The sequence below is a fragment of the Geodermatophilus sp. SYSU D00710 genome (assembly GCF_054050195.1).
Window position 1 is genome coordinate 1 of sequence record NZ_JBJGYX010000056.1, and the last position, 17,579, is coordinate 17,579.

The window sequence follows — 17,579 nt, forward strand, 5'->3', positions numbered from 1 at the left end:
CCCCCCCCCCCCCCCCCCCCCCCCCCCCCCCCCCCCCCCCCCCCCCCCCCCCCCCCCCCCCCCCCCCCCCCCCCCCCCCCCCCCCCCCCCCCCCCCACCTCGGGGGTCTACTCCGCGTCCTCCTCCGGTCGCGACTCCTCCGGCTCGAAGGTGTCGGCCTCGCCGAGCCCGATGCCCGCCCCGGTGTCGGCCGGGACCGACGGTCCGCCGTCCCGGTCCTGCTCCTGCGCCGACGGACGGGTCTCGTCCACCGGCGGCCGTCCCTGCCCGCTCTCGGTCACGTCCGGGCCTCCCTCCGCCGCCTGACCCGGACGCTACGGAGGTGTGCAGCGGTGTGCACCTCCGCGGAAGTGCACACGATGGGGGACGACGGGAGGCGGGTGCGGCGGGGATCATGGCCGGGTGCCCGAGTTGCCCGAGGTGGAGGCGCTGGCGGCGTTCCTCCGCGAGAACGCCGTCGGCCGGGTGGTCGCGCGCACCGACCTGACCGCGCTGCAGGCGCTCAAGACGTTCGACCCGCCGCTGTCGGCGCTGGCCGGCCTGGAGGTCACCGGCGCCGCGCGGCACGGCAAGTTCCTCGACCTCGACGTCTCCGGCCTGCACCTGGTGGTGCACCTGGCCCGCGCCGGGTGGCTGCACTGGCGCACCGGCCTGCCCGCCGCGCCCCCGAAGCCCGGCAAGGGGCCGCTCGCCCTGCGGGTCCACCTCGATGACGGCAACGGCTTCGACCTCACCGAGCAGGGCACCCGCAAGGGCCTGGCCGTGTACGTCGTCCGGTCGCCGGCCGAGGTGCCCGGCGTCGCCCGGCTCGGCCCCGACGCGCTCGAGGTCGACCGCGACACCTTCGCCCGGCTGCTGGGCGGCCGCTCCGGTCAGCTCAAGGGGGCGCTCACCGACCAGGCGCTGCTGGCCGGGATCGGCAACGCCTACTCCGACGAGATCCTGCACGCGGCGCGGCTGTCGCCGTTCAAGATGGCCGACAGGCTCGGCGACGACGAGGTGGTGCGCCTGTACGACGCCGTCCGCGCGACGCTGACCGACGCCCTGGAACGCCAGGTCGGGCAGGCGGCGGCCACGCTCAAGGGCGAGAAGCGCTCCGGGCTGCGGGTGCACGCCCGCACCGGCCTGCCCTGCCCGGTGTGCGGTGACACCGTGCGCGAGGTCAGCTTCGCCGACACCTCGCTGCAGTACTGCCCGACCTGCCAGACCGGCGGCAAGCCGCTGGCCGACCGGCGGATGTCGAAGCTGCTGCGCTGACCGGCCTCAGCCCGCGCGCGAGGCCCGCCAGGCCGCCAGCCGGGCGATCGTCGCGCTGCCCGCGCCGCCGTCGTCCACGGAGCCGGGCTCGGCCGAGCCGACGGCGGTCCACCAGTCCTCCAGCGGCGGCGGCGCCAGCACGTCGACCCGCTGTCCCGGCCGCGGGACGAGGACCTGCACGTCCGAGCGGGCGGCCGCGGCGAGCAGCCGCTCGACCGGCTCGGCCCAGCGGTGGAAGGCCAGGTTGAACGTCGCCCAGTGCACCGGCAGCAGCACCTGCCCGCCCAGGTCGCCGTGCGCGCGCACCGCCTCCTCGGGGTCCATGTGCACGTGCGCCCACGCCTGGTTGTACGCGCCGATCGGCAGCAGCGTCAGGTCGAACGGGCCCAGCCGGGCGCCGATGCCGGCGAACGCGGGCGTGTAGCCGGTGTCCCCGCCGAAGAAGACCCGGTGCCGGGGCCCGGCCACCACCCACGACGACCACAGCGTGGTGTCCCGGGTGAGGTAGCGGCCGGAGAAGTGCCGCGCCTCGGTGCAGGTGATGGTCAGGTCGCCGACCGTGGCGGACCCGTCCCAGTCCAGCTCGACGACCCGCTCGGCGGGCACGCCCCAGTGCCGCAGGTGCACGCCCACGCCCAGCGGCACGACGAAGGGCGCGTCCTGCTGCTCGACCAGCGCCCGCACGGTGGGCAGGTCGAGGTGGTCGTAGTGGTCGTGCGAGACGAGCACCGCGTCGACCCGCGGCAGCGACTCCAGCGGCACCGGCGGCTCGTGCAGCCGGGTCGGGCCGAACACCGGCGACGGCGACACGCGGAACGCCCACACCGGGTCGACGAGCACCCGGGCGCCGTCGACCTCGAGCAGCGCGCTGGAGTGCCCGAACCAGGTCACGGCGAGGTCGCCGGCCTCCGCGGGGATCTCCGGGCGGGCCAGCGGCACCGGACCGCCGGGCAGGCCGACGTGCCGGTCGTCGTGCCACTGCCGCAGCAGCCCGCGGCGGGCGTTGGGCGGTGGCAGCGCCGGCGTCGGGAGGGTGTTGTGGAACCTGCCCTCCGACCACTGCGGGGAGCCGGCGACGGTGGGGCGGATCTCCCGCCGTCCGGCACCGATCGCCGTCGGCAGGCCCCACAGGGCGCGCCCGAGGAAGCCGGCGGGCACGGCGAGGGTCGCGGCGGTCAGGGCGAGGCGGCGACGGGCTCGGCCGCGGTCACCGGAGAGGGACGGCACGCCCTCCAGCATCCCAGCCGCCGCGGCGCGGTGGCCGGACGGCGGGGGGAGGCCGTCGTCACGGACTGACGTCGTCGGCGGGGTCGGGGACGTCGAACGGCGGGGCGGGCGTCTGGCCCTCGGCGGCGACCATCGCGTCCACCGAGACCTCGCCGGCCCGCTCGAACACGAACGTGACCGGGACCGACTGCGACGACCGCAGCGACCGCTCGAGGTCCACGAGCGTGATCGTCGGCGCGCCCTCGGCACCGACGTAGACGTTGTCGTCGGCCGGGACGGGGACCTCGATGTCGCCGCCGTCGTCGTCCATCGCGTCGGCGAAGGCCTCGCCCCGGACGTCGACCAGCGTGTCGGCGGTGCCGCCGCTGTTGGCGATGCCGAGGAAGAGCCGGGCGTCCTCGCCCTCCTCGTACACCCCGTCGAGCGGGTACTCGACCTGGACCTGCAGGACCGACAGGTCACCGGTCACGGCGGCGTCCGGGCCGATCGCGCCTCCGGACACCTCGGGTCCGGGGACCGACAGCGGCTCCTCGGCGCTGCAGGCACACAGCGCCAGGACCAGCGCGGCGGGGACCGCGATCGCGGTGCGGGGCATGCTCGTCCTCCTCGTCTCGGGATCCCGTGCCGTACGGTTACCCGACCACCGGTGCGCCAGGCCAACTGTTGCCGTACTGCAACACTCTGGGAGGGGTCGTGGACGGGGACGAGGTCCTGCTCGACCTGGCACGGGCCGTCGTGGGGATCTCCACCCGGGCGGCGTCGGCGCTCGGACCGGTCTCGGTGGTCCAGCTGCGGGCGCTCACCGTCCTGCGCCGGTGCCCCGACGTCCCGCTCGCCGAGCTGGCCCGGGGCGTCGGCGCCGGCGTCTCCACCACCAGCCGGCTGGTGGACCGGCTGGTCACCGCCGGGCTCGTCGACCGCCGGCCCTCACCGGCCAGCCGGCGCGCGGTCAGCCTGCGGCTCACCCCGGCCGGCGAGGAGCTGCTCGACCGCTACGACCGGCTGCGGCTGACCGAGCTGCGGGCCGCCCTGGCCGCGGTGCCGGAGGAGCGCCGCGCCGGCGTGCTGGACGCGCTCGCCACGTTCACCGCGGCGGTCGGCGCCGGTCCCCGGCCGGTCGCCGTGGACCGCGGCGCGGACGAGGGCGGGGACCCCGCGTGCTGGCTGCACCGGGTGTGCCCGGCGTGCGGCCGGGTGGCCGACGAGGACCCGCCGACCGTCTGCGCCGCGTGCGGCGAGGAGCTGCCCGCCGCGTAGGGGCGGGTCCACGACCGGGCCGCGGCGCGCGGTGCCCGACCTCACCCTGCAGCGTGGGGTCGGGCACCGCCCGGTGAGGTGTGCGGGCACCGCCCGGAGGCGTAGGCGGCCGGTCGCGCGTGGCGGGCGAGGGCCTCGGCGAGCACCCGCTCCTGGAGGGCGACCTCCGCGGCGACGTCGTCCGGCCCGGGCAGCGGGCGGCCGTGCCCGGCGGCCAGGAACAGGCAGGTGTAGACGCGGGTGGAGTCGGCGTCCTCGGGGTGCAGCAGGTGGAGCACCGTCCGCGCCGCTCCGGTGGCGGGCAGGTCCAGCCGCAGCCGCACCGGGAACGGTGCCCGGAGGACGGAGGCCGCCGCGTGCCCGGAGGGGGAGCGCGCCAGGTCGAGCAGCGTGTCGGCCAGCGGACCGGCCGGACCCGCCGACCGGGCGGGCGGCAGCCAGCGGCGGACGAACCGCCGGTCCGCGTGCCCGGGCAGCTCCGGCGGGACGTCCCGCGGACGCGCGGGCGCCAGCCAGACGACGCCGAGCCGCTCCCGCACCCCCCACGCCGGCGGGTCGGTCGCCAGACCGCCGGCGCCGCGGTGCAGCCGCCAGGTCCGTCCCAGGAGGCGCACCTGCAGCCAGCCGCCCGGCCGCAGGTCGCGCGAGAGGGCGACCGGGTGCCAGGCGTGCTCCAGCACGGGGTCGGGGACGCCGGACACCGGGGAGCGGGCCGTCGGGGGTGTGGTCGCCGTGGACCCCGCTGCGGTCATGCCCCATCGCACCGCCCTCCGGTTCCCGCGGCGTTACGGACCGCAGAAGCTCAGGTCACGGCTCCGCGGCGGTCGTTCGCGACCCGACCGCCCACCACTTAGGGTGAGCGCCGTCACAGATCGACGACGTCCGCTACGAGGGGGCCACCCGTGACCGATCCCGCCGAACGGCGGTTGCTGACGCCTGAGGAGTACCGGCAGGCGCAGGACTCGCCGGAGTTCACCGAGCTGCGCCGGCGCTTCCGTCGCTTCGCGTTCCCGATGACGGTGGCCTTCCTGGCCTGGTACCTGCTCTACGTGCTGCTGTCGACCTACGCGCCGGACTTCATGGACACCCGGGTCGTCGGCAACATCAACATCGGGCTGCTGCTCGGGCTGGGGCAGTTCGTCTCGACGTTCGTGATCACGCACCTCTACGTCGTGCACGCCAACCGGCGCACCGACCCGATCGCCGACGAGATGCGTGAGCGGCTCGAGCACCACGAGTACGCCGGGGGCGGCGCGCACACGGCCGCGGGCGGCGCCGACCTGTCGAAGGGGGCCCGGCGTGTCCGTTGAGCTGCTCGCCGCCGACGCCACGATCGGCAGCCCGGCCGTCAACATCACGATCTTCGGCGCGTTCGTGCTCGTCACGCTGGTCATCACCTTCCGCGCCAGCCGGAACAACAAGAGCGCCGCCGACTACTACGCCGCCGGCCGCAACATCAGCGGCACCCAGAACGGCCTGGCCATCGCGGGCGACTACCTGTCGGCGGCGTCGTTCCTCGGCATCGCGGGCGCCATCGCCGTCTACGGCTACGACGGCTTCCTGTACTCGATCGGCTTCCTCGTCGCCTGGCTGGTGGCGCTGCTGCTGGTCGCCGAGCTCATGCGCAACACCGCGCGGTTCACCATGGCCGACGTCCTGGCCTTCCGGATGCGGCAGGGGCCGGTTCGCACCGCGGCGGCGATCTCGACGCTGGCCGTGTCGCTGTTCTACCTGCTGGCGCAGATGGCAGGGGCCGGCGGGCTGGTCACCCTGCTGCTCGGGGTGACCGGTGAGGCCGCGCAGGCCCTGGTGGTCGTCCTGGTCGGCGCGCTGATGATCATCTACGTGCTGGTCGGCGGCATGCGCGGCACCACCTGGGTGCAGATCATCAAGGCCTCGCTCCTCATCGCCGGCGCGCTGGTGATGACGCTGTGGGTGCTGGCGGAGTTCGGGTTCAACGTGTCCGAGCTGCTCGGGGGGGCCCAGGCCAACGCCGTGGAGGGCCGCGACGTCCTCGCCCCGGGGGCCCAGTACGGCGCCACCAACACCTCGAAGCTGGACTTCGTCTCCCTCGGCCTGGCCCTGGTCCTCGGGACGGCGGGCCTGCCGCACGTGCTGATGCGCTTCTACACCGTGCCGACGGCGAAGGACGCCCGCCGCTCGGTGGTCTGGGCCATCTGGCTGATCGGCGTCTTCTACCTGTTCAGCCTGGTCATCGGCTACGGCGCCGGCGCGCTGGTCGGCCCGGAGCGGATCCTCGGCGCGCCCGGTGCGGTCAACTCCGCGGCACCGCTGCTGGCCTTCGAGTTGGGCGGGACGATCCTGCTCGGCATCATCGCCGGCGTCGCGTTCGCGACGATCCTCGCCGTGGTCGCGGGCCTGACCATCACCGCGTCGGCGTCCTTCGCCCACGACGTCTACGCGTCGGTGATCAAGAAGGGCAACGTGCCGCCCAACGGCGAGGTGCGGGTCGCCCGCATCACCGCCGTCGTCATCGGGGCGATCTCGATCGGCCTGGGCATCCTGGCGCTGCAGGCCGGGCTGAACATCGCCTTCCTCGTGGCGCTGGCGTTCGCGGTGGCCGCCTCGGCGAACCTGCCGACGATCCTCTACACGCTCTTCTGGAAGCGGTTCACCACCCAGGGCGCGCTGTGGTCGATGTACGGCGGGCTGATCACCTGCATCGTGCTGATCATCTTCTCCCCGGTGGTCTCGGGAGCGCCGGTCAACCCGGCCACGGGGCTGTCGCCGTCGCTGCTCCAGGACGCCGACTTCTCCTGGTTCCCGCTGAACAACCCGGGCATCGTGTCCATCCCGCTGTCGTTCTTCCTCGGCTGGCTGGGCACGGTGCTGTCCAAGGAGAAGCCCGACCTCGACAAGAACGCCGAGCTCGAGGTCCGCTCGCTCACCGGGATCGGGGCGGAGAAGGCCGTCCAGCACTGAGGAAGGGCCCCCGTGCCGGGTTCGGCACGGGGCCGTTCCAGCACCTCACGTGTCGAGGCGCGCGTCCCCTGCGGGGGGCGCGCGCCTCGCGCGTTCCGGCCCGGCGCGGCGTCCTCCCTCACCTCCGGGCGTCCTCCCTCGCCGGGGGGGGGGGGGGGGGGGGGGGGGGGGGGGGGGGGGGGGGGGGGGGGGGGGGGGGGGGGGGGGGGGGGGGGGGGGGGGGGGGGGGGGGGGGGGGGGGGGGGGCGTCCTCCCTCACGGTGCGCGGTGAGGGAGGACGCCCGACGATCAGGTCACCTGATCATCGCCCCGGGGACGGGGATCAGGCGGCGCGGACGGCGGGTACCGGGTCGGCCAGCGGTGCGTCGGGCAGGGCGGCGTCGACCGTCGCGACGGCGGCCCCGGTCGAGGGGACCGCACGGCGCGAGCGGCGCACCGCCCAGCGGGCGGCGAGGGCGGTGAGGACGACCAGGCCGGCGAGCGCCTCGCGGGCCGAGCCGGCGAGGGCGCCGGCGACGGCGACGGCGAGCGCCGCGGCGTAGACCGCCGTCAGCACGACGGCGGGGGTGGGCAGGTGCACGGGGGCCTCCGTGAGGGGTGCCGGGTCATCGGCGTGCGCCCGCCGGGCCGGCGGCCGGACCGCGGGACGGCCCGGCCACCGGCACGGCGACGGCGCGGTGGTTCGACGTCAGGACGTCACTTCAGGAGGTCCTTGGCCTTCTGCAGCATCGTGTGCGCCTCGGTCTGCGGCGTGCTGTAGAGCCGCGGGTCGCCCGGGGGAAGCGTCGGGCCGTCGGCGGTGGCCTCGATGGCCGCGGCGCGGAAGGTGCTCCGGCCGTCGATCGAGGGTCCGGAGGCCCACCGGCCGTTGGCGGCCTCGGGCCCGTCGGAGGCCTGGATGAAGGTGTAGCCCAGGTCGCCGACCTCCTCGTCCAGCGGGAAGGCCTCGGGCACGGGCAGCCCCTCGAGGCCGTCCTCCTTGAGCTGCTCGACGGCGGCCAGCCACTGCTGCTGGTGCATGTGGTCGCGGGTGATGAGGAAGCGCAGCAGGTCCTTCACGCCCGGGTCGTCGGTCATGTTGTAGAGCCGGGCCACCTGCAGCCGGCCCTGCATCTCGGCGGTGGCGTTGTAGTAGAAGTCCGCCATGAGGTTGCCGCTGGCGGTCACGTAGGCGCCGGTCCACGGGTTGCCCATGCTGTCCATGTACGACGCCGCCTGGCCGTTCTGGATGAGGTGCTGCGGGTTGTGCTGCCCGTAGCCGGCGGCGGCCTCCTTGGTGCGGTCGGCCGAGTCCGGCTTGAGCGGCGCGTGGTCGAGCAGCCGGTCGATCATCGTGATGATCATCTCGACGTGGGCCAGCTCCTCGGTGCCGATCGAGAGGAGCATGTCCTTGTACTTGCCGGGCAGCCGGCAGTTCCAGCCCTGCAGCAGGTACTGGGTGGCGACGGTCATCTCGCCCCACTGACCGCCGAGGATCTCCTGCATCTTGCGGGCGAAGTCCGGGTCCGGACCGTCGGGCTTGGCCTCGTACTGCAGGGCGTGGGTGTGCGTGAACACGGGCTCTCCCTCACGTCGGGCATGGCTGCGTCGTCGCGACACCGCGGCTGCGGTGACACCCCGGACCTGCCCGCGGGCGGTGGCCCACCGGTGCCGTCCCCTGGCCCCTCGGTGCCATTCCGTTCGTCGGCCCGCCGGCCACGTGGTCCGGTCCCCTGCAGGGCCCCGCCACGAGCCTGCGAGTGGTGGGGGGCAGGGGGTCCTCCGTCAGCGGTCGGGGAGCTCCACGCGGAGGGTCAGCCCGACCTCGGTGACCGCCCAGGTCACCCGCCCTCCGAGGTCGCGGGCGTGTCGCTGCACCGACCACAGCCCCAGCCCGGTGAGGTCGACCGGCGGGGTGCCCGGGCGCAGGTACTGCACGACCCGGTCGGGACGGGCGACGTCCTGGGTCAGCGCCAGGAGGACCCAGCCGCCCCGGCAGGTCACGCAGAGCAGCACCGCCGCGCCGTCGCCGTGCCGGTGGGCGTTCTCCAGCAGGTTGGTGAGGATCCGCTGCACCCGCGCGTCGGCCACCCCCACCCCGCAGGCCCGGTCGTGCAGGGCCAGGGTCAGCTGCCCGGCGGGGAGGCCGGAGGCCGCGACGGACGCGCGGACGACGTCGCCGAGCAGCCGGCCGCCCGCGGCGCGCCGCGTCGCCCCGGCGCTGGCGTCGGCGGTGCGCAGCATCGACGACAGGTGCGCGGTCTGGGCGCGGGCCAGCGCCAGCACCTCGCGGCCGTCGGCGGTGCGGTCGAGCGTGCCGAGCAGCGCCTCGAGCGAGGCCAGCGGGCTGCGCATGTCGTGACACATGGCCGCGAGCAGGGCACCCTCGGGTGTGGGCGGCGGCTCCGACTCGGGACGTGCCCCCCGGGCGGCGCGGACGACGTGGTCGCGCACCACCCGGGCCAGGTCGGTGAGCAGCCAGGGGGAACCGGTCCGGGCGGTACGGGGGGTGTCGGGAGCCAGGGTCACGGGCACCTCCGGGTGCGTTCGGCCGGCGCGCCGAGCGACGGGCCGGGTGGGGAGGGTCGTGGGGACCGACGCCGGGACTGAGCGTCAGGAGCACGTGGACGTGGTGGTCGTCGACGACCACCCGTTGTTCAGCCGGGGGCTGTCGTTGCTGCTGCCCGGGGTCAGCGATGGCCGGGTCCGCGTCGTGGCCACCACCGACGACGCCTCCGCGGCCGCGGCGATGGTCCGCCGGCACCACGCCGACGTGGCCGTCGTCGACCTGCACATGCCACCGCCCGGGGGCGTGCGGGCGATCGCCGCGATCCGCCGCGCCGACCCGGTGGTGCGGGTCGTGGCGCTGTCCGGGCTGGCCGAGGCCGACGCCGCCCTGGAGGCGCTGCGCGCGGGCGCGGCCGGGTTCCTGCCCAAGACCGCCGACCCCGAGCACCTGGTCCGGCCGCTGCTGGCGGTCCTCGACGGCTGGTCCGTCGTCCCCGAGGCACTGCTGCGCCAGCTGCTCGACGACGCCGCGCCGACCGGGGAGCAGGGCGTCGCCGACCGGCTGACCAGCGACGAGCGGCGGCTGTGGCGGCTGGTGGCCGAGGGCACCAGCACCGTCGACATCGCCACCACGCTGCACGTGTCCGAGCGGACCGCCAAGCGGCTGGTCGCCGCGCTGCTGCGCAGCCTCGGGGTGGCCACCCGGGTCGAGGCCGCGGCACTGGCCGGCCGCGTCGGTCTCGGCACGGGGACCGGCGGGCCGGGCTGAGCGGCGGACGTGCCGCGGCGCGGTCGTCATCGCGCCCCGGCTACCCGACGGGATGATCGACACGCGCCGGTTCCGGTGAACTGGCCCCGTCGGGCCAGCGACGCGACAGGGTCAGCCGGCGGGGCGGTCCCGGGGACCGGGCGCGGTGGCCCAGGGCCCGGAGGCCGCGGCGGTGAACGCCGCGACGTCGGCGGCGGCCATGTCGACCGCCGCGTAGCCGCCGGTGCCCGCGCCCACGCAGGCCACGACGGTGGCCAGGCCGGCCCGGCGCTGGAACCACGTCTGGCGCACCTGCCAGCCGACGACGGCCCGCCGCTGCAGCACCGCCTGCTCGCGCACCAGCAGCCCGCTGCGCACGCTGAACGACCGCGGGCCGGCCGTGTGCCCGAGCGCGGCGTAGCGGCCCAGACCCAGCGGCACGCCGAGCACGGTGAGGACGCCCCCGACGGCGAGCAGGCCCCAGAACCCGGTGGCCGCCTGCAGCCACGCGCCGGCCGCGGCGACGGCGAGCCCCGTGACCACCGCCCGCACCACGGCGCGGCGCCGCGCCGCCGGTGGGTGGGCGGCCAGCGGCCCGGGGTCGTCGACCAGCAGGCCCAGCAGCCGGACGGCCTCCGCCCGCGGCCCGAGCGGGAACAGCTGCCCGCGCCGGCTGGCCGCGCCCAGCCCGGTGACGAGGGCGTTGACCCGGGCGGCCCGCACCGCCCGCATGCCCAGCCCCTCGGCGAGCGTGCCGCCGCGGATCCGGTCGACCTCGAGCTCGGTGTGCCGGCGGGTGACCAGCCCGCGGACGGCGCTCAGCGACCCGCCGCGGCGCACCAGCCGGAAGCCCCAGTTGACCACCGCCGCCCCGAGCACCGCGCCGACGGCCAGCAGCACCAGGCCGACGGCGACGACGACGACGAGGATGCGCACGTCGCTGAGGTCGGGGCCGTCGAGGTCGGGCCGCAGGTCCCGGGGCAGTTCCTGCAGCAGCCGCGAGAGCGCGCCGACCGCGGCCAGCGGCACCGCGAGATAGCTGGCGACCAGGGGCGCGTACAGCAGCCACCGCGGGTCGAAGCGGGCCAGCTCCTCCTCCGCGGGCTCCACCGGCGGTGCCGAGGGATCGACGTCCGCCGGCGCCGGCCGGGCCGCGCGGCGGTGGGTGAGCACGGAGACGCGCAGCCGGTCGCCCTCGGCCCGCGGGACGCCGTCGACGACGACCTCCTCGTCGCCGCCGGTCGCCGTCCCCGCCGCGGCGTCGATGCGGACCCGCACGAGCCCGAACAACCGGTGCAGCACCGGCGCCTCGACCTCGACCCCGCGGATGCGGTCGTTGGGCACCGTGCGCACCGACCGGGCCAGCAGGCCGCGGGTGACGACCACCGCCGACGGGGTGTCGGCGTAGGTCGTGCGCCACCAGGTCAACGCCGCGAACAGCAGCGACAGCGCCGTCACGACCACGACCAGCGCGGCGACGACGCCCGGGCCGTCGATGCCGACCGCGGCCACGACGGGGATCGCCGCCGGCACCACCTGCCGGGCCTGCTTGAAGGTGACCGTGTGCACCAGGACCACGAGGGGCGAGGTGCGGCGGGCCGCGGCGGCCGCGGCGTCCCCGGGCGGCACCGGCGGTGGGAGCCGGGCCGGGAACGGTGCCGGGAACTGCTGCGGGAACGGCGGCGGTGGCGCGGGCTCGCTCACGTCGCCTCGTCCCGCACCTGCTCGGCCCGGCGGGCGAGGTCCTCGGCGACCCGCTCGGCCACGGCGACCTCCAGGTGCGGCACCCGCACGGTGCCCTGCGAGGAGGCGGTGAGCACCGCGACGCTGGCCAGGCCGTAGAGCTGCTGCAGGACACCCCGGGTGACGTCGACGGTCTGGATCCGGGCGACCGGCACCAGCGTCCAGGTGCGGGTCAGCCAGCCGGTGAGGGTGTGCACGGTCTCCGCGGTGACCTCCCACCGGTGCACGCGGTACCGGATCCACGGGCGGATGCCGATCGCCACGACGGCGTACACGGCGACCAGCAGCGGCAGCAGCCAGCGCAGCACCGGCACCGGGCCGCCCGCCGACGCGGGCACCAGGAGCACCCCGAGGCCCACCAGCACGCCGTAGACGAGGGTGCCGATCACGCCCTCGGTCACCCAGAGCCAGATCGCCGAGCGCGACAGCGACCAGGCCGGCTCGTGGACCGGGGGCGCGGGAGGAGCGGACATCGCCCCCATCCTCCCAGCCCCCGCGGGGAGCGCGGTCCGCGCGCCGGGTGCCGTGCGCGGCGGCGGACCGGGGACGCGTGCCCGTCGGGGCCGGCCCCCGCGCAGTCCGGCCCGCACCCGCCGGGCCTGGGACCATGGGCGGCGTGATGCCGCAGCAGGTCCCGACCGTGTCCGCCGCCGAGGTCCCCGAGGACGCCGTGCTGCTCGACGTCCGCGAGGACGGCGAGTGGATCGCCGGCCACGCCGAGGGCGCCACGCACATCCCGATGGGCGAGGTCCCCGCGCGGCTCGGCGAGGTCCCCGACGCCGACCCGCTCTACGTCGTCTGCCGCAGCGGCGGCCGCTCGGCGCGGGTGGCGGCCTGGCTGAACCACAACGGCTACGACGCGGTGAACGTCGGTGACGGCATGGGCGGGTGGGAGGCGGCCGGCCGCCCGATGGTGAGCGAGACCGGCGGGCCGGCCTTCGTGCGCTGACCCCGGTCCGCGCCCGGCCCGCGGACGGGCACGGACCGGGCGCTGCGGACCTCAGCCCGAGACGGGGTGGTCGGCGAAGCGGGAGCGCAGGTCCTTCTTGGAGAACTTGCCGACGCTGGTCTTGGGCACCTCGTCGATGAACTCGACGGCGTCGGGCATCCACCACTTGGCCACCTGCGGCCGGAGGTGGTCGAGGATCTCCTGCTCGGTGGCGGTCTCGCCCTCCTTGAGCACGACACAGGCCAGCGGCCGCTCGTCCCACTTGGGGTGCGGGATGCCGACGACGGCGGCCTCCTTCACCTTCGGGTGGCTCATGATCGCGTTCTCGAGGTCGACCGAGCTGATCCACTCGCCGCCGGACTTGATGAGGTCCTTGGTGCGGTCGGCGATCCGGATCGATCCGAACGCGTCCATCGCCGCCACGTCACCGGTGCGCATCCAGCCGTCGTCGGTGGTCAGGACGACGCCGGCGTCGGGGTTGTAGTAGTCCTGCGCGCACCACGGGCCGCGGACCTGCAGCTCGCCGGTGGCCTTGTCGTCCCACGGCTGGGGCTCCAGCGAGTCGGCGTCGACGATGCGGGCCTCCACGCCGAGGAACGGGATGCCGGCGCGGGCGCGCTGGTCGGCCTTGGCCGCGTCGTCGAGGTCGTCGAAGCGGGGCGGCAGGATGCCCGAGGAGGCGACCGGGTGGGTCTCGGTCATGCCCCAGGCCTGCAGGATCGGCAGTCCGACCTGCTCACGGTAGGCCTCGGAGAGGGCCTTGGGCACGGCCGAGCCGCCGCAGCCGATGTCGCGCAGCTTGTGCGGCTTGCCGGCCAGGTGCGGCAGCACGCCCTGCCAGATGGTCGGGACGCCGGCGGTGAAGGTGACGCCCTCCTCGACGATCAGCTTGGCCAGCGCCTCGGGCTGCATCATCGGGCCGGGCATGACCAGCGAGGAGCCGGCGGCCGGGGCGGCCTGGGCGATGCCCCAGGCGTTGGCGTGGAACATCGGCACGACCGGCATCGCGACGTCGCGGATGCTCAGGCCGAAGGCGTTGGGCTGCAGCACGCCCATGGTGTGCAGCCACGTCGAGCGGTGCGAGTAGACGACGCCCTTGGGGTTGCCGGTGGTGCCCGACGTGTAGCACATCGAGGCGGCGCTGTTCTCGTCGGTGACGTGGAACTCGACCGGGGAGGCCTCGGCCAGCAGCGCCTCGTAGTCGGCGACCCGGGGGTCGTCGGGGATCTCGTTGTCGCCGCCGTCGTCCATGACCACCACGTGCCGGACGGTCTTCATCGTGTCGATCAGCGGCCACAGCAGCGGCAGCACCGTGCGGTCGACGAAGACGACCTCGTCCTCGGCGTGGTTGGCGATGTAGGTGAGCTGCTCGGGGAACAGCCGGATGTTGAGCGTGTGGAGGACCCGGCCGGTCGACGGCGCGGCGAAGTACAGCTCCAGGTGGCGCTGGCTGTTCCAGCCGAAGGTGCCCACCCGGCCGTCGGCGCTGATCCCGAGCGTGTCCAGGACGCCACCCAGCCGCCGGGTGCGCTCGGCCCACTCCGCGTAGGTCACCCGGTGGACCCCGGTGGGGCTGTTGGTCGCGATCGTCCCGTCGCCGTAGTGCTGCTCGACGTGGCGGAAGATCGCGTCGATCGTGAGAGGGAAGTCCTGCATGAGCCCGCGCATGGCGGCATCGTGCCAGTGACTCCGCTCACGTTCCACACGCGGCAGTCCCCGGCCGGACGGAACCGTCCGACCCGGCGGCGCCGCGCCGCCGTCAGCCGTAGACCGTGCGCACCGCCTCCACCAGGACGGCCAGCACCTCCGCCGCCGACCGCCCGGCTCCGTGCTGCACGCTCGCCGACAGGACCCACACCCCCGCCCCGCGCGCGTCGGGGACGGCGAGCACCAGCGGCGTCGTGGACAGCCCGCCCGTGCCGGTGCAGCCGATGAGTGCGCCGCCGCCGGGGACGTCGGCCGCGAGGCACGGCTCGTCGCGGCCGACGTCCCCGGGGAGCAGGGCGGTCCGCAGCCGGTCGATCGCCGTCCCGTCCGGGTCCGCGACGAAGCCGACGCCGACCACCTGCGCGTAGTCGTAGGGACCGCCCTCCGACAGTCGCACCGGACCCGGGCCCCACGTGCAGCCCACCGGGCCCCGCGGGAGCTCGCCGGCCCGGTGGTCCATCGGCACCCCGAGGGCCGCGGTGAGCCGCTCGGCCAGCGGCGGGCAGCCGTCGCCGTCCTCCGGCGCCGCATCGACGGGCCGGCCCCCGGGCAGCCACCGGTCCCACTCGGCGGGGGAGGTGAGGGTCAGCGGCGCACCGAGCCGGGCGACGGCGGCCTCGAGGCGGGGCTCGACGACCAGCTCCTCGACGGCTCCCCGGCTCGCCGCCGGCCCGTCCGGGCTCGCCGCGGTCGCCCCGCCGGAGGCCGTCGTCAGCGACCGGACGGCGGCCGGTCCTCCGGCCACCAGCGCCCCGGCCACCAGCGCCCCGGCCACCAGCGCCGCCGCGACGAGGACGCCCGCGCGGGCGCGCCGCTGCCGGTGGTACGCGGCGGCGACCGCGTCCGGGGACACGGTCGGGTCCGGCCAGGTCAGCTCGCCGGCCAGGGCGTGCAGGCGGGCGGTGAGCGCGGCGCCGCCGTCCGCGCCGGCCGCGGCCAGCGCCGCCCGGCCGCGGGCGAGGTCGTCACGCACCGTGCCGACCGGGCCGCCCACCAGCCGCGCCACCTGCTCCTCGGGCAGGTCGTCGGCGTGCCGCAGGACCAGCGCCGTCCGCACCCGGGGCTCCAGCGCCTCCAAGGCCGTCCGCAGCTCCTCGGCCCGCCCGTCGGGGAGGGGGTCGGGGACGTCGGCGACCACCTGCGCCGCCGTCCACCGGCGCCGGGCGCGGAGCAGGGCCCCCAGCACCAGGTCCTCGCCCGCCCGCCGGTCCCCGGTGAGCAGGACGGCGGTGCGCAGCAGCGCGGGACCGGCGTCCTCGACCAGGCCGGCCATCGCCGCGTCTCGCCGTGCCGTCACCGGTCCGGCTCCGCCGCGTGGCCGCGCCGGGGAGGACGCCGCTCCAGCTCGCGCAGCGCGTCCGCGCCGACCCAGCGGGCACCGCGCCCGCCCGACCGGAGCCCTCGCGCCGTCTCGACCGCGCGGGCGTGCAGGCCGGGGCTGCGCTTGCCGATCTGCCGCAGTGCCCAGCTCGCCCCCTTGCGGACGATCGGCCGGTCGTCGTCGGCCCGCTCGGCGACCGCCCGCAGGAACGGCTCGAACCGGTCGTCGTCCGAGCTCCTGTCCGCCACCGCGAGCCCGGCCATGACGGCGAAGCCGGCCCGCTTGACGAAAGGTTCGGCCCGCCCGCTCCACTCGAGTGCCCGGTCCCAGGCGAACGCCGTGTGCCGGACCAGGTTCTGGCAGACCTGGTCGCACACGTCCCACGAGTCGAACCCCGCCGCCCACGCGTCGAGCTGCCGCGCGTCGACGGCCGCCGGTTCCTCGACCAGGCTCGCGAGGATGCGGGCCTCGTGGACGCCGGAGTCCCACAGCCCCGCGGCCAGCTCGTGGGAGCGGCCGAGCTCCCTCGCGAGGGTCCGCAGCTCGGCGACCGTGACGCCCAGGGCGTGCGCGCCGCCGATGCCATAGCGGGCCATGCCCTCCAGCCGCGCGGGGTCGGCCAGCCCGCGCAGCCGGGCGAGCACCTCCGCGGTGCCGGCCGGCTCCGGGCTGGCGGCCACTACCGGGTCAGGACGACGGGCAGCTCGGCCAGCCCGCGGATGACGAACTCGGGACGGCGCCGCGCCGGCCGGGCGAGCTGCAGGTCGCTGGTGCGGCGCAGCAGCGCGCCGAAGGAGGCCTGCAGCTCCACCCGCGCCAGCGGTGCCCCGATGCAGAAGTGCACGCCCGCACCGAAGGAGATGTGCGGGTTGTCGGTGCGGCCGACGTCGAGCCGGTCGGGGTCGGCGAAGACGGCGGGGTCGCGGTTGGCCGCGCCGAGCAGGGCGGCGACCTTCTCACCCTGCCGCACGGTGACCCCGCCGACCTCGACGTCCTCGGTCGCGGTGCGCTCGAACAGCTGCAGCGGTGAGTCGAAGCGCATGAGTTCCTCGATCGCCGTCGGCAGCAGGGCGGGGTCGGCGCGCAGCCGGGCGAGCTGGTCGCGGTGCTCGAGCAGGGCCAGCAGCCCGTTGCCGCTGACGTTGACCGTCGCCTCGTGGCCGGCGTTCAGCAGCAGGATGCAGGTGGTGACCAGTTCGTCCTCGGTGAGCCGGTCGCCGTCGGAGTCGCGCACCGTGACCAGGTGGGTGAGCAGGTCCTCGCCGGGGCTGCGGCGGCGCTCGGCCGCGAGCCCGCGCAGGTAGCCGACGAACTCCGCGGCGGCGCGCTCGGCGGCGTCCTCGACGGCCTCGGTGCGGCCGTACTCGTACATCTTCACGATCGCGTTGGACCACGGCCGCAGCAGCGGCCGGTCGGCCTGTGGCACGCCGAGCAGCTCGGCGATGACGGCGACGGGCAGCTCCTCGGCCATCCCCGCGAGGACGTCGACCTCCGCCGTGCCGCCGGACCGCTCGACCAGCGCGTCGACGAGGGAGTCGGCCAGCTGCTGCACCCACGGGCGCAGCCGCTCGACGTGCCCGCGCGCGAAGGCGGCGCTGACCAGCCGGCGCAGCCGGGTGTGCTCGGGCGGCTCCATCTCCAGCAGGGCGTTGCGGTGGATCAGGTTGAAGGAGCCGAAGCGCTCCTCCGGCGTGCGGTCCCGCCAGATCCGGCCCAGCCGGCGGTCGCGCAGGACGGCGTTGCTCTCCGCGTGGGTGAACGCCAGCCACAGCCCCAGGCCCTCGTGCCGCTGCACCGGCGCGGCGGCCCGGGCGGCGGCGAAGGCGGGGTAGGGGTCGGCGACGACGGCCGGGTCGGTGAGGTCGAGCGGCGGCGCCGAGCTGGTCACGGCTGCCGAGCCTAGGTGTCACGGGCGCCCGTCCGGGCCCCACATACGCTGG

The 17,579-nt window shown here is 76.2% G+C and carries 19 protein-coding genes; 6 read left to right on the forward strand and 13 right to left on the reverse strand.

The window, feature by feature from the left end; translation table 11 throughout:
- Nucleotides 1–107: 107 nt before the first annotated feature.
- Nucleotides 108–281, reverse strand: coding sequence for a hypothetical protein (locus tag ACI78U_RS20005; RefSeq protein WP_456877142.1), 174 nt, complete (start codon nt 279–281; stop codon nt 108–110).
- A 121-nt stretch (nt 282–402) separates the two neighbouring features.
- Here ACI78U_RS20005 and ACI78U_RS20010 point away from each other — a divergent pair, with 121 nt between their 5' ends.
- Entirely contained in the window at nt 403–1,257 is an 855-nt protein-coding gene (locus ACI78U_RS20010) for an Fpg/Nei family DNA glycosylase (protein WP_456877143.1), read from the forward strand.
- 6 nt (nt 1,258–1,263) lie between these two features.
- On the opposite strand, the gene ACI78U_RS20015 is transcribed toward ACI78U_RS20010, so the two are convergent.
- Nucleotides 1,264–2,484, reverse strand: a complete 1,221-nt coding sequence (locus ACI78U_RS20015) for an MBL fold metallo-hydrolase (protein ID WP_456877144.1) — start codon at nt 2,482–2,484, stop codon at nt 1,264–1,266.
- 58 nt (nt 2,485–2,542) lie between these two features.
- Nucleotides 2,543–3,079, reverse strand: coding sequence for a hypothetical protein (locus ACI78U_RS20020; protein WP_456877145.1), 537 nt, complete (start codon nt 3,077–3,079; stop codon nt 2,543–2,545).
- A 98-nt stretch (nt 3,080–3,177) separates the two neighbouring features.
- Between ACI78U_RS20020 and ACI78U_RS20025 the strand changes: the two genes are divergently transcribed.
- A complete protein-coding gene (locus ACI78U_RS20025; protein ID WP_456877146.1) occupies nt 3,178–3,741 on the forward strand; it encodes a MarR family winged helix-turn-helix transcriptional regulator in 564 nt (187 codons plus the stop codon).
- 41 nt (nt 3,742–3,782) lie between these two features.
- On the opposite strand, the gene ACI78U_RS20030 is transcribed toward ACI78U_RS20025, so the two are convergent.
- Nucleotides 3,783–4,493, reverse strand: coding sequence for a hypothetical protein (locus ACI78U_RS20030; RefSeq protein ID WP_456877147.1), 711 nt, complete (start codon nt 4,491–4,493; stop codon nt 3,783–3,785).
- Nucleotides 4,494–4,643: 150 nt separating this feature from the next.
- Between ACI78U_RS20030 and ACI78U_RS20035 the strand changes: the two genes are divergently transcribed.
- Nucleotides 4,644–5,051: a DUF485 domain-containing protein gene (locus ACI78U_RS20035; protein WP_456877148.1), complete on the forward strand. Its 408-nt coding sequence runs from the start codon at nt 4,644–4,646 to the stop codon at nt 5,049–5,051.
- Nucleotides 5,041–6,684 (forward strand): solute symporter family protein, encoded by a 1,644-nt coding sequence (locus ACI78U_RS20040; RefSeq protein WP_456877149.1) that lies wholly within the window; start codon nt 5,041–5,043, stop codon nt 6,682–6,684. The genes ACI78U_RS20035 and ACI78U_RS20040 overlap by 11 nt, the downstream gene beginning before the upstream one ends.
- Before the next feature lie 322 nt (nt 6,685–7,006).
- Here the strand turns inward: ACI78U_RS20040 and ACI78U_RS20045 are convergent, their stop codons facing one another.
- The 3 genes from ACI78U_RS20045 to ACI78U_RS20055 form a co-directional block, all read right to left on the reverse strand.
- Entirely contained in the window at nt 7,007–7,264 is a 258-nt protein-coding gene (locus ACI78U_RS20045) for a hypothetical protein (RefSeq protein WP_456877150.1), read from the reverse strand.
- A 116-nt stretch (nt 7,265–7,380) separates the two neighbouring features.
- Nucleotides 7,381–8,241 (reverse strand): manganese catalase family protein, encoded by an 861-nt coding sequence (locus tag ACI78U_RS20050; RefSeq protein WP_456877151.1) that lies wholly within the window; start codon nt 8,239–8,241, stop codon nt 7,381–7,383.
- Between the two features lie 207 nt (nt 8,242–8,448).
- Nucleotides 8,449–9,192 carry a sensor histidine kinase gene (locus ACI78U_RS20055; protein WP_456877152.1) on the reverse strand — a complete coding sequence of 248 codons (744 nt, stop codon included), beginning with the start codon at nt 9,190–9,192 and terminating at the stop codon, nt 8,449–8,451.
- Nucleotides 9,193–9,286: 94 nt separating this feature from the next.
- Here ACI78U_RS20055 and ACI78U_RS20060 point away from each other — a divergent pair, with 94 nt between their 5' ends.
- The gene (locus ACI78U_RS20060; RefSeq protein WP_456877153.1) at nt 9,287–9,940 is read left to right on the forward strand and encodes a response regulator; all 654 of its coding nucleotides are present in this window, start codon (nt 9,287–9,289) and stop codon (nt 9,938–9,940) included.
- A gap of 111 nt (nt 9,941–10,051) precedes the next feature.
- Here ACI78U_RS20060 and ACI78U_RS20065 read toward each other — a convergent pair whose 3' ends face one another.
- Entirely contained in the window at nt 10,052–11,623 is a 1,572-nt protein-coding gene (locus ACI78U_RS20065; protein ID WP_456877154.1) for a PH domain-containing protein, read from the reverse strand.
- Nucleotides 11,620–12,135, reverse strand: a complete 516-nt coding sequence (locus ACI78U_RS20070; RefSeq protein WP_456877155.1) for a PH domain-containing protein — start codon at nt 12,133–12,135, stop codon at nt 11,620–11,622. Before ACI78U_RS20070 ends, ACI78U_RS20065 begins: the two co-directional genes overlap by 4 nt.
- A gap of 146 nt (nt 12,136–12,281) precedes the next feature.
- Between ACI78U_RS20070 and ACI78U_RS20075 the strand changes: the two genes are divergently transcribed.
- The gene (locus tag ACI78U_RS20075; RefSeq protein WP_456877170.1) at nt 12,282–12,611 is read left to right on the forward strand and encodes a rhodanese-like domain-containing protein; all 330 of its coding nucleotides are present in this window, start codon (nt 12,282–12,284) and stop codon (nt 12,609–12,611) included.
- A gap of 51 nt (nt 12,612–12,662) precedes the next feature.
- Here ACI78U_RS20075 and ACI78U_RS20080 read toward each other — a convergent pair whose 3' ends face one another.
- The 4 genes from ACI78U_RS20080 to ACI78U_RS20095 form a co-directional block, all read right to left on the reverse strand.
- A complete protein-coding gene (locus tag ACI78U_RS20080; protein WP_456877156.1) occupies nt 12,663–14,279 on the reverse strand; it encodes a long-chain fatty acid--CoA ligase in 1,617 nt (538 codons plus the stop codon).
- Nucleotides 14,280–14,370: 91 nt separating this feature from the next.
- Nucleotides 14,371–15,615: a sigma factor-like helix-turn-helix DNA-binding protein gene (locus tag ACI78U_RS20085; RefSeq protein WP_456877157.1), complete on the reverse strand. Its 1,245-nt coding sequence runs from the start codon at nt 15,613–15,615 to the stop codon at nt 14,371–14,373.
- Nucleotides 15,612–16,319: a DNA alkylation repair protein gene (locus ACI78U_RS20090; RefSeq protein WP_456877158.1), complete on the reverse strand. Its 708-nt coding sequence runs from the start codon at nt 16,317–16,319 to the stop codon at nt 15,612–15,614. The genes ACI78U_RS20085 and ACI78U_RS20090 overlap by 4 nt, the downstream gene beginning before the upstream one ends.
- Nucleotides 16,319–17,527, reverse strand: a complete 1,209-nt coding sequence (locus tag ACI78U_RS20095; protein ID WP_456877159.1) for a cytochrome P450 — start codon at nt 17,525–17,527, stop codon at nt 16,319–16,321. The genes ACI78U_RS20090 and ACI78U_RS20095 overlap by 1 nt, the downstream gene beginning before the upstream one ends.
- Nucleotides 17,528–17,579 lie beyond the last annotated feature (52 nt).

Excerpts from the sequence above, each read along its gene's own strand:
- ACI78U_RS20030 (WP_456877147.1), bottom strand. The coding sequence starts at position 4,493 with ATGACCGCAGCGGGGTCCACGGCGACCACACCCCCGACGGCCCGCTCC.
- ACI78U_RS20070 (WP_456877155.1), bottom strand. The coding sequence starts at position 12,135 with ATGTCCGCTCCTCCCGCGCCCCCGGTCCACGAGCCGGCCTGGTCGCTG.
- ACI78U_RS20080 (WP_456877156.1), bottom strand. The coding sequence starts at position 14,279 with ATGCGCGGGCTCATGCAGGACTTCCCTCTCACGATCGACGCGATCTTC.
- ACI78U_RS20075 (WP_456877170.1), top strand. The coding sequence starts at position 12,282 with ATGCCGCAGCAGGTCCCGACCGTGTCCGCCGCCGAGGTCCCCGAGGAC.
- ACI78U_RS20020 (WP_456877145.1), bottom strand. The coding sequence starts at position 3,079 with ATGCCCCGCACCGCGATCGCGGTCCCCGCCGCGCTGGTCCTGGCGCTG.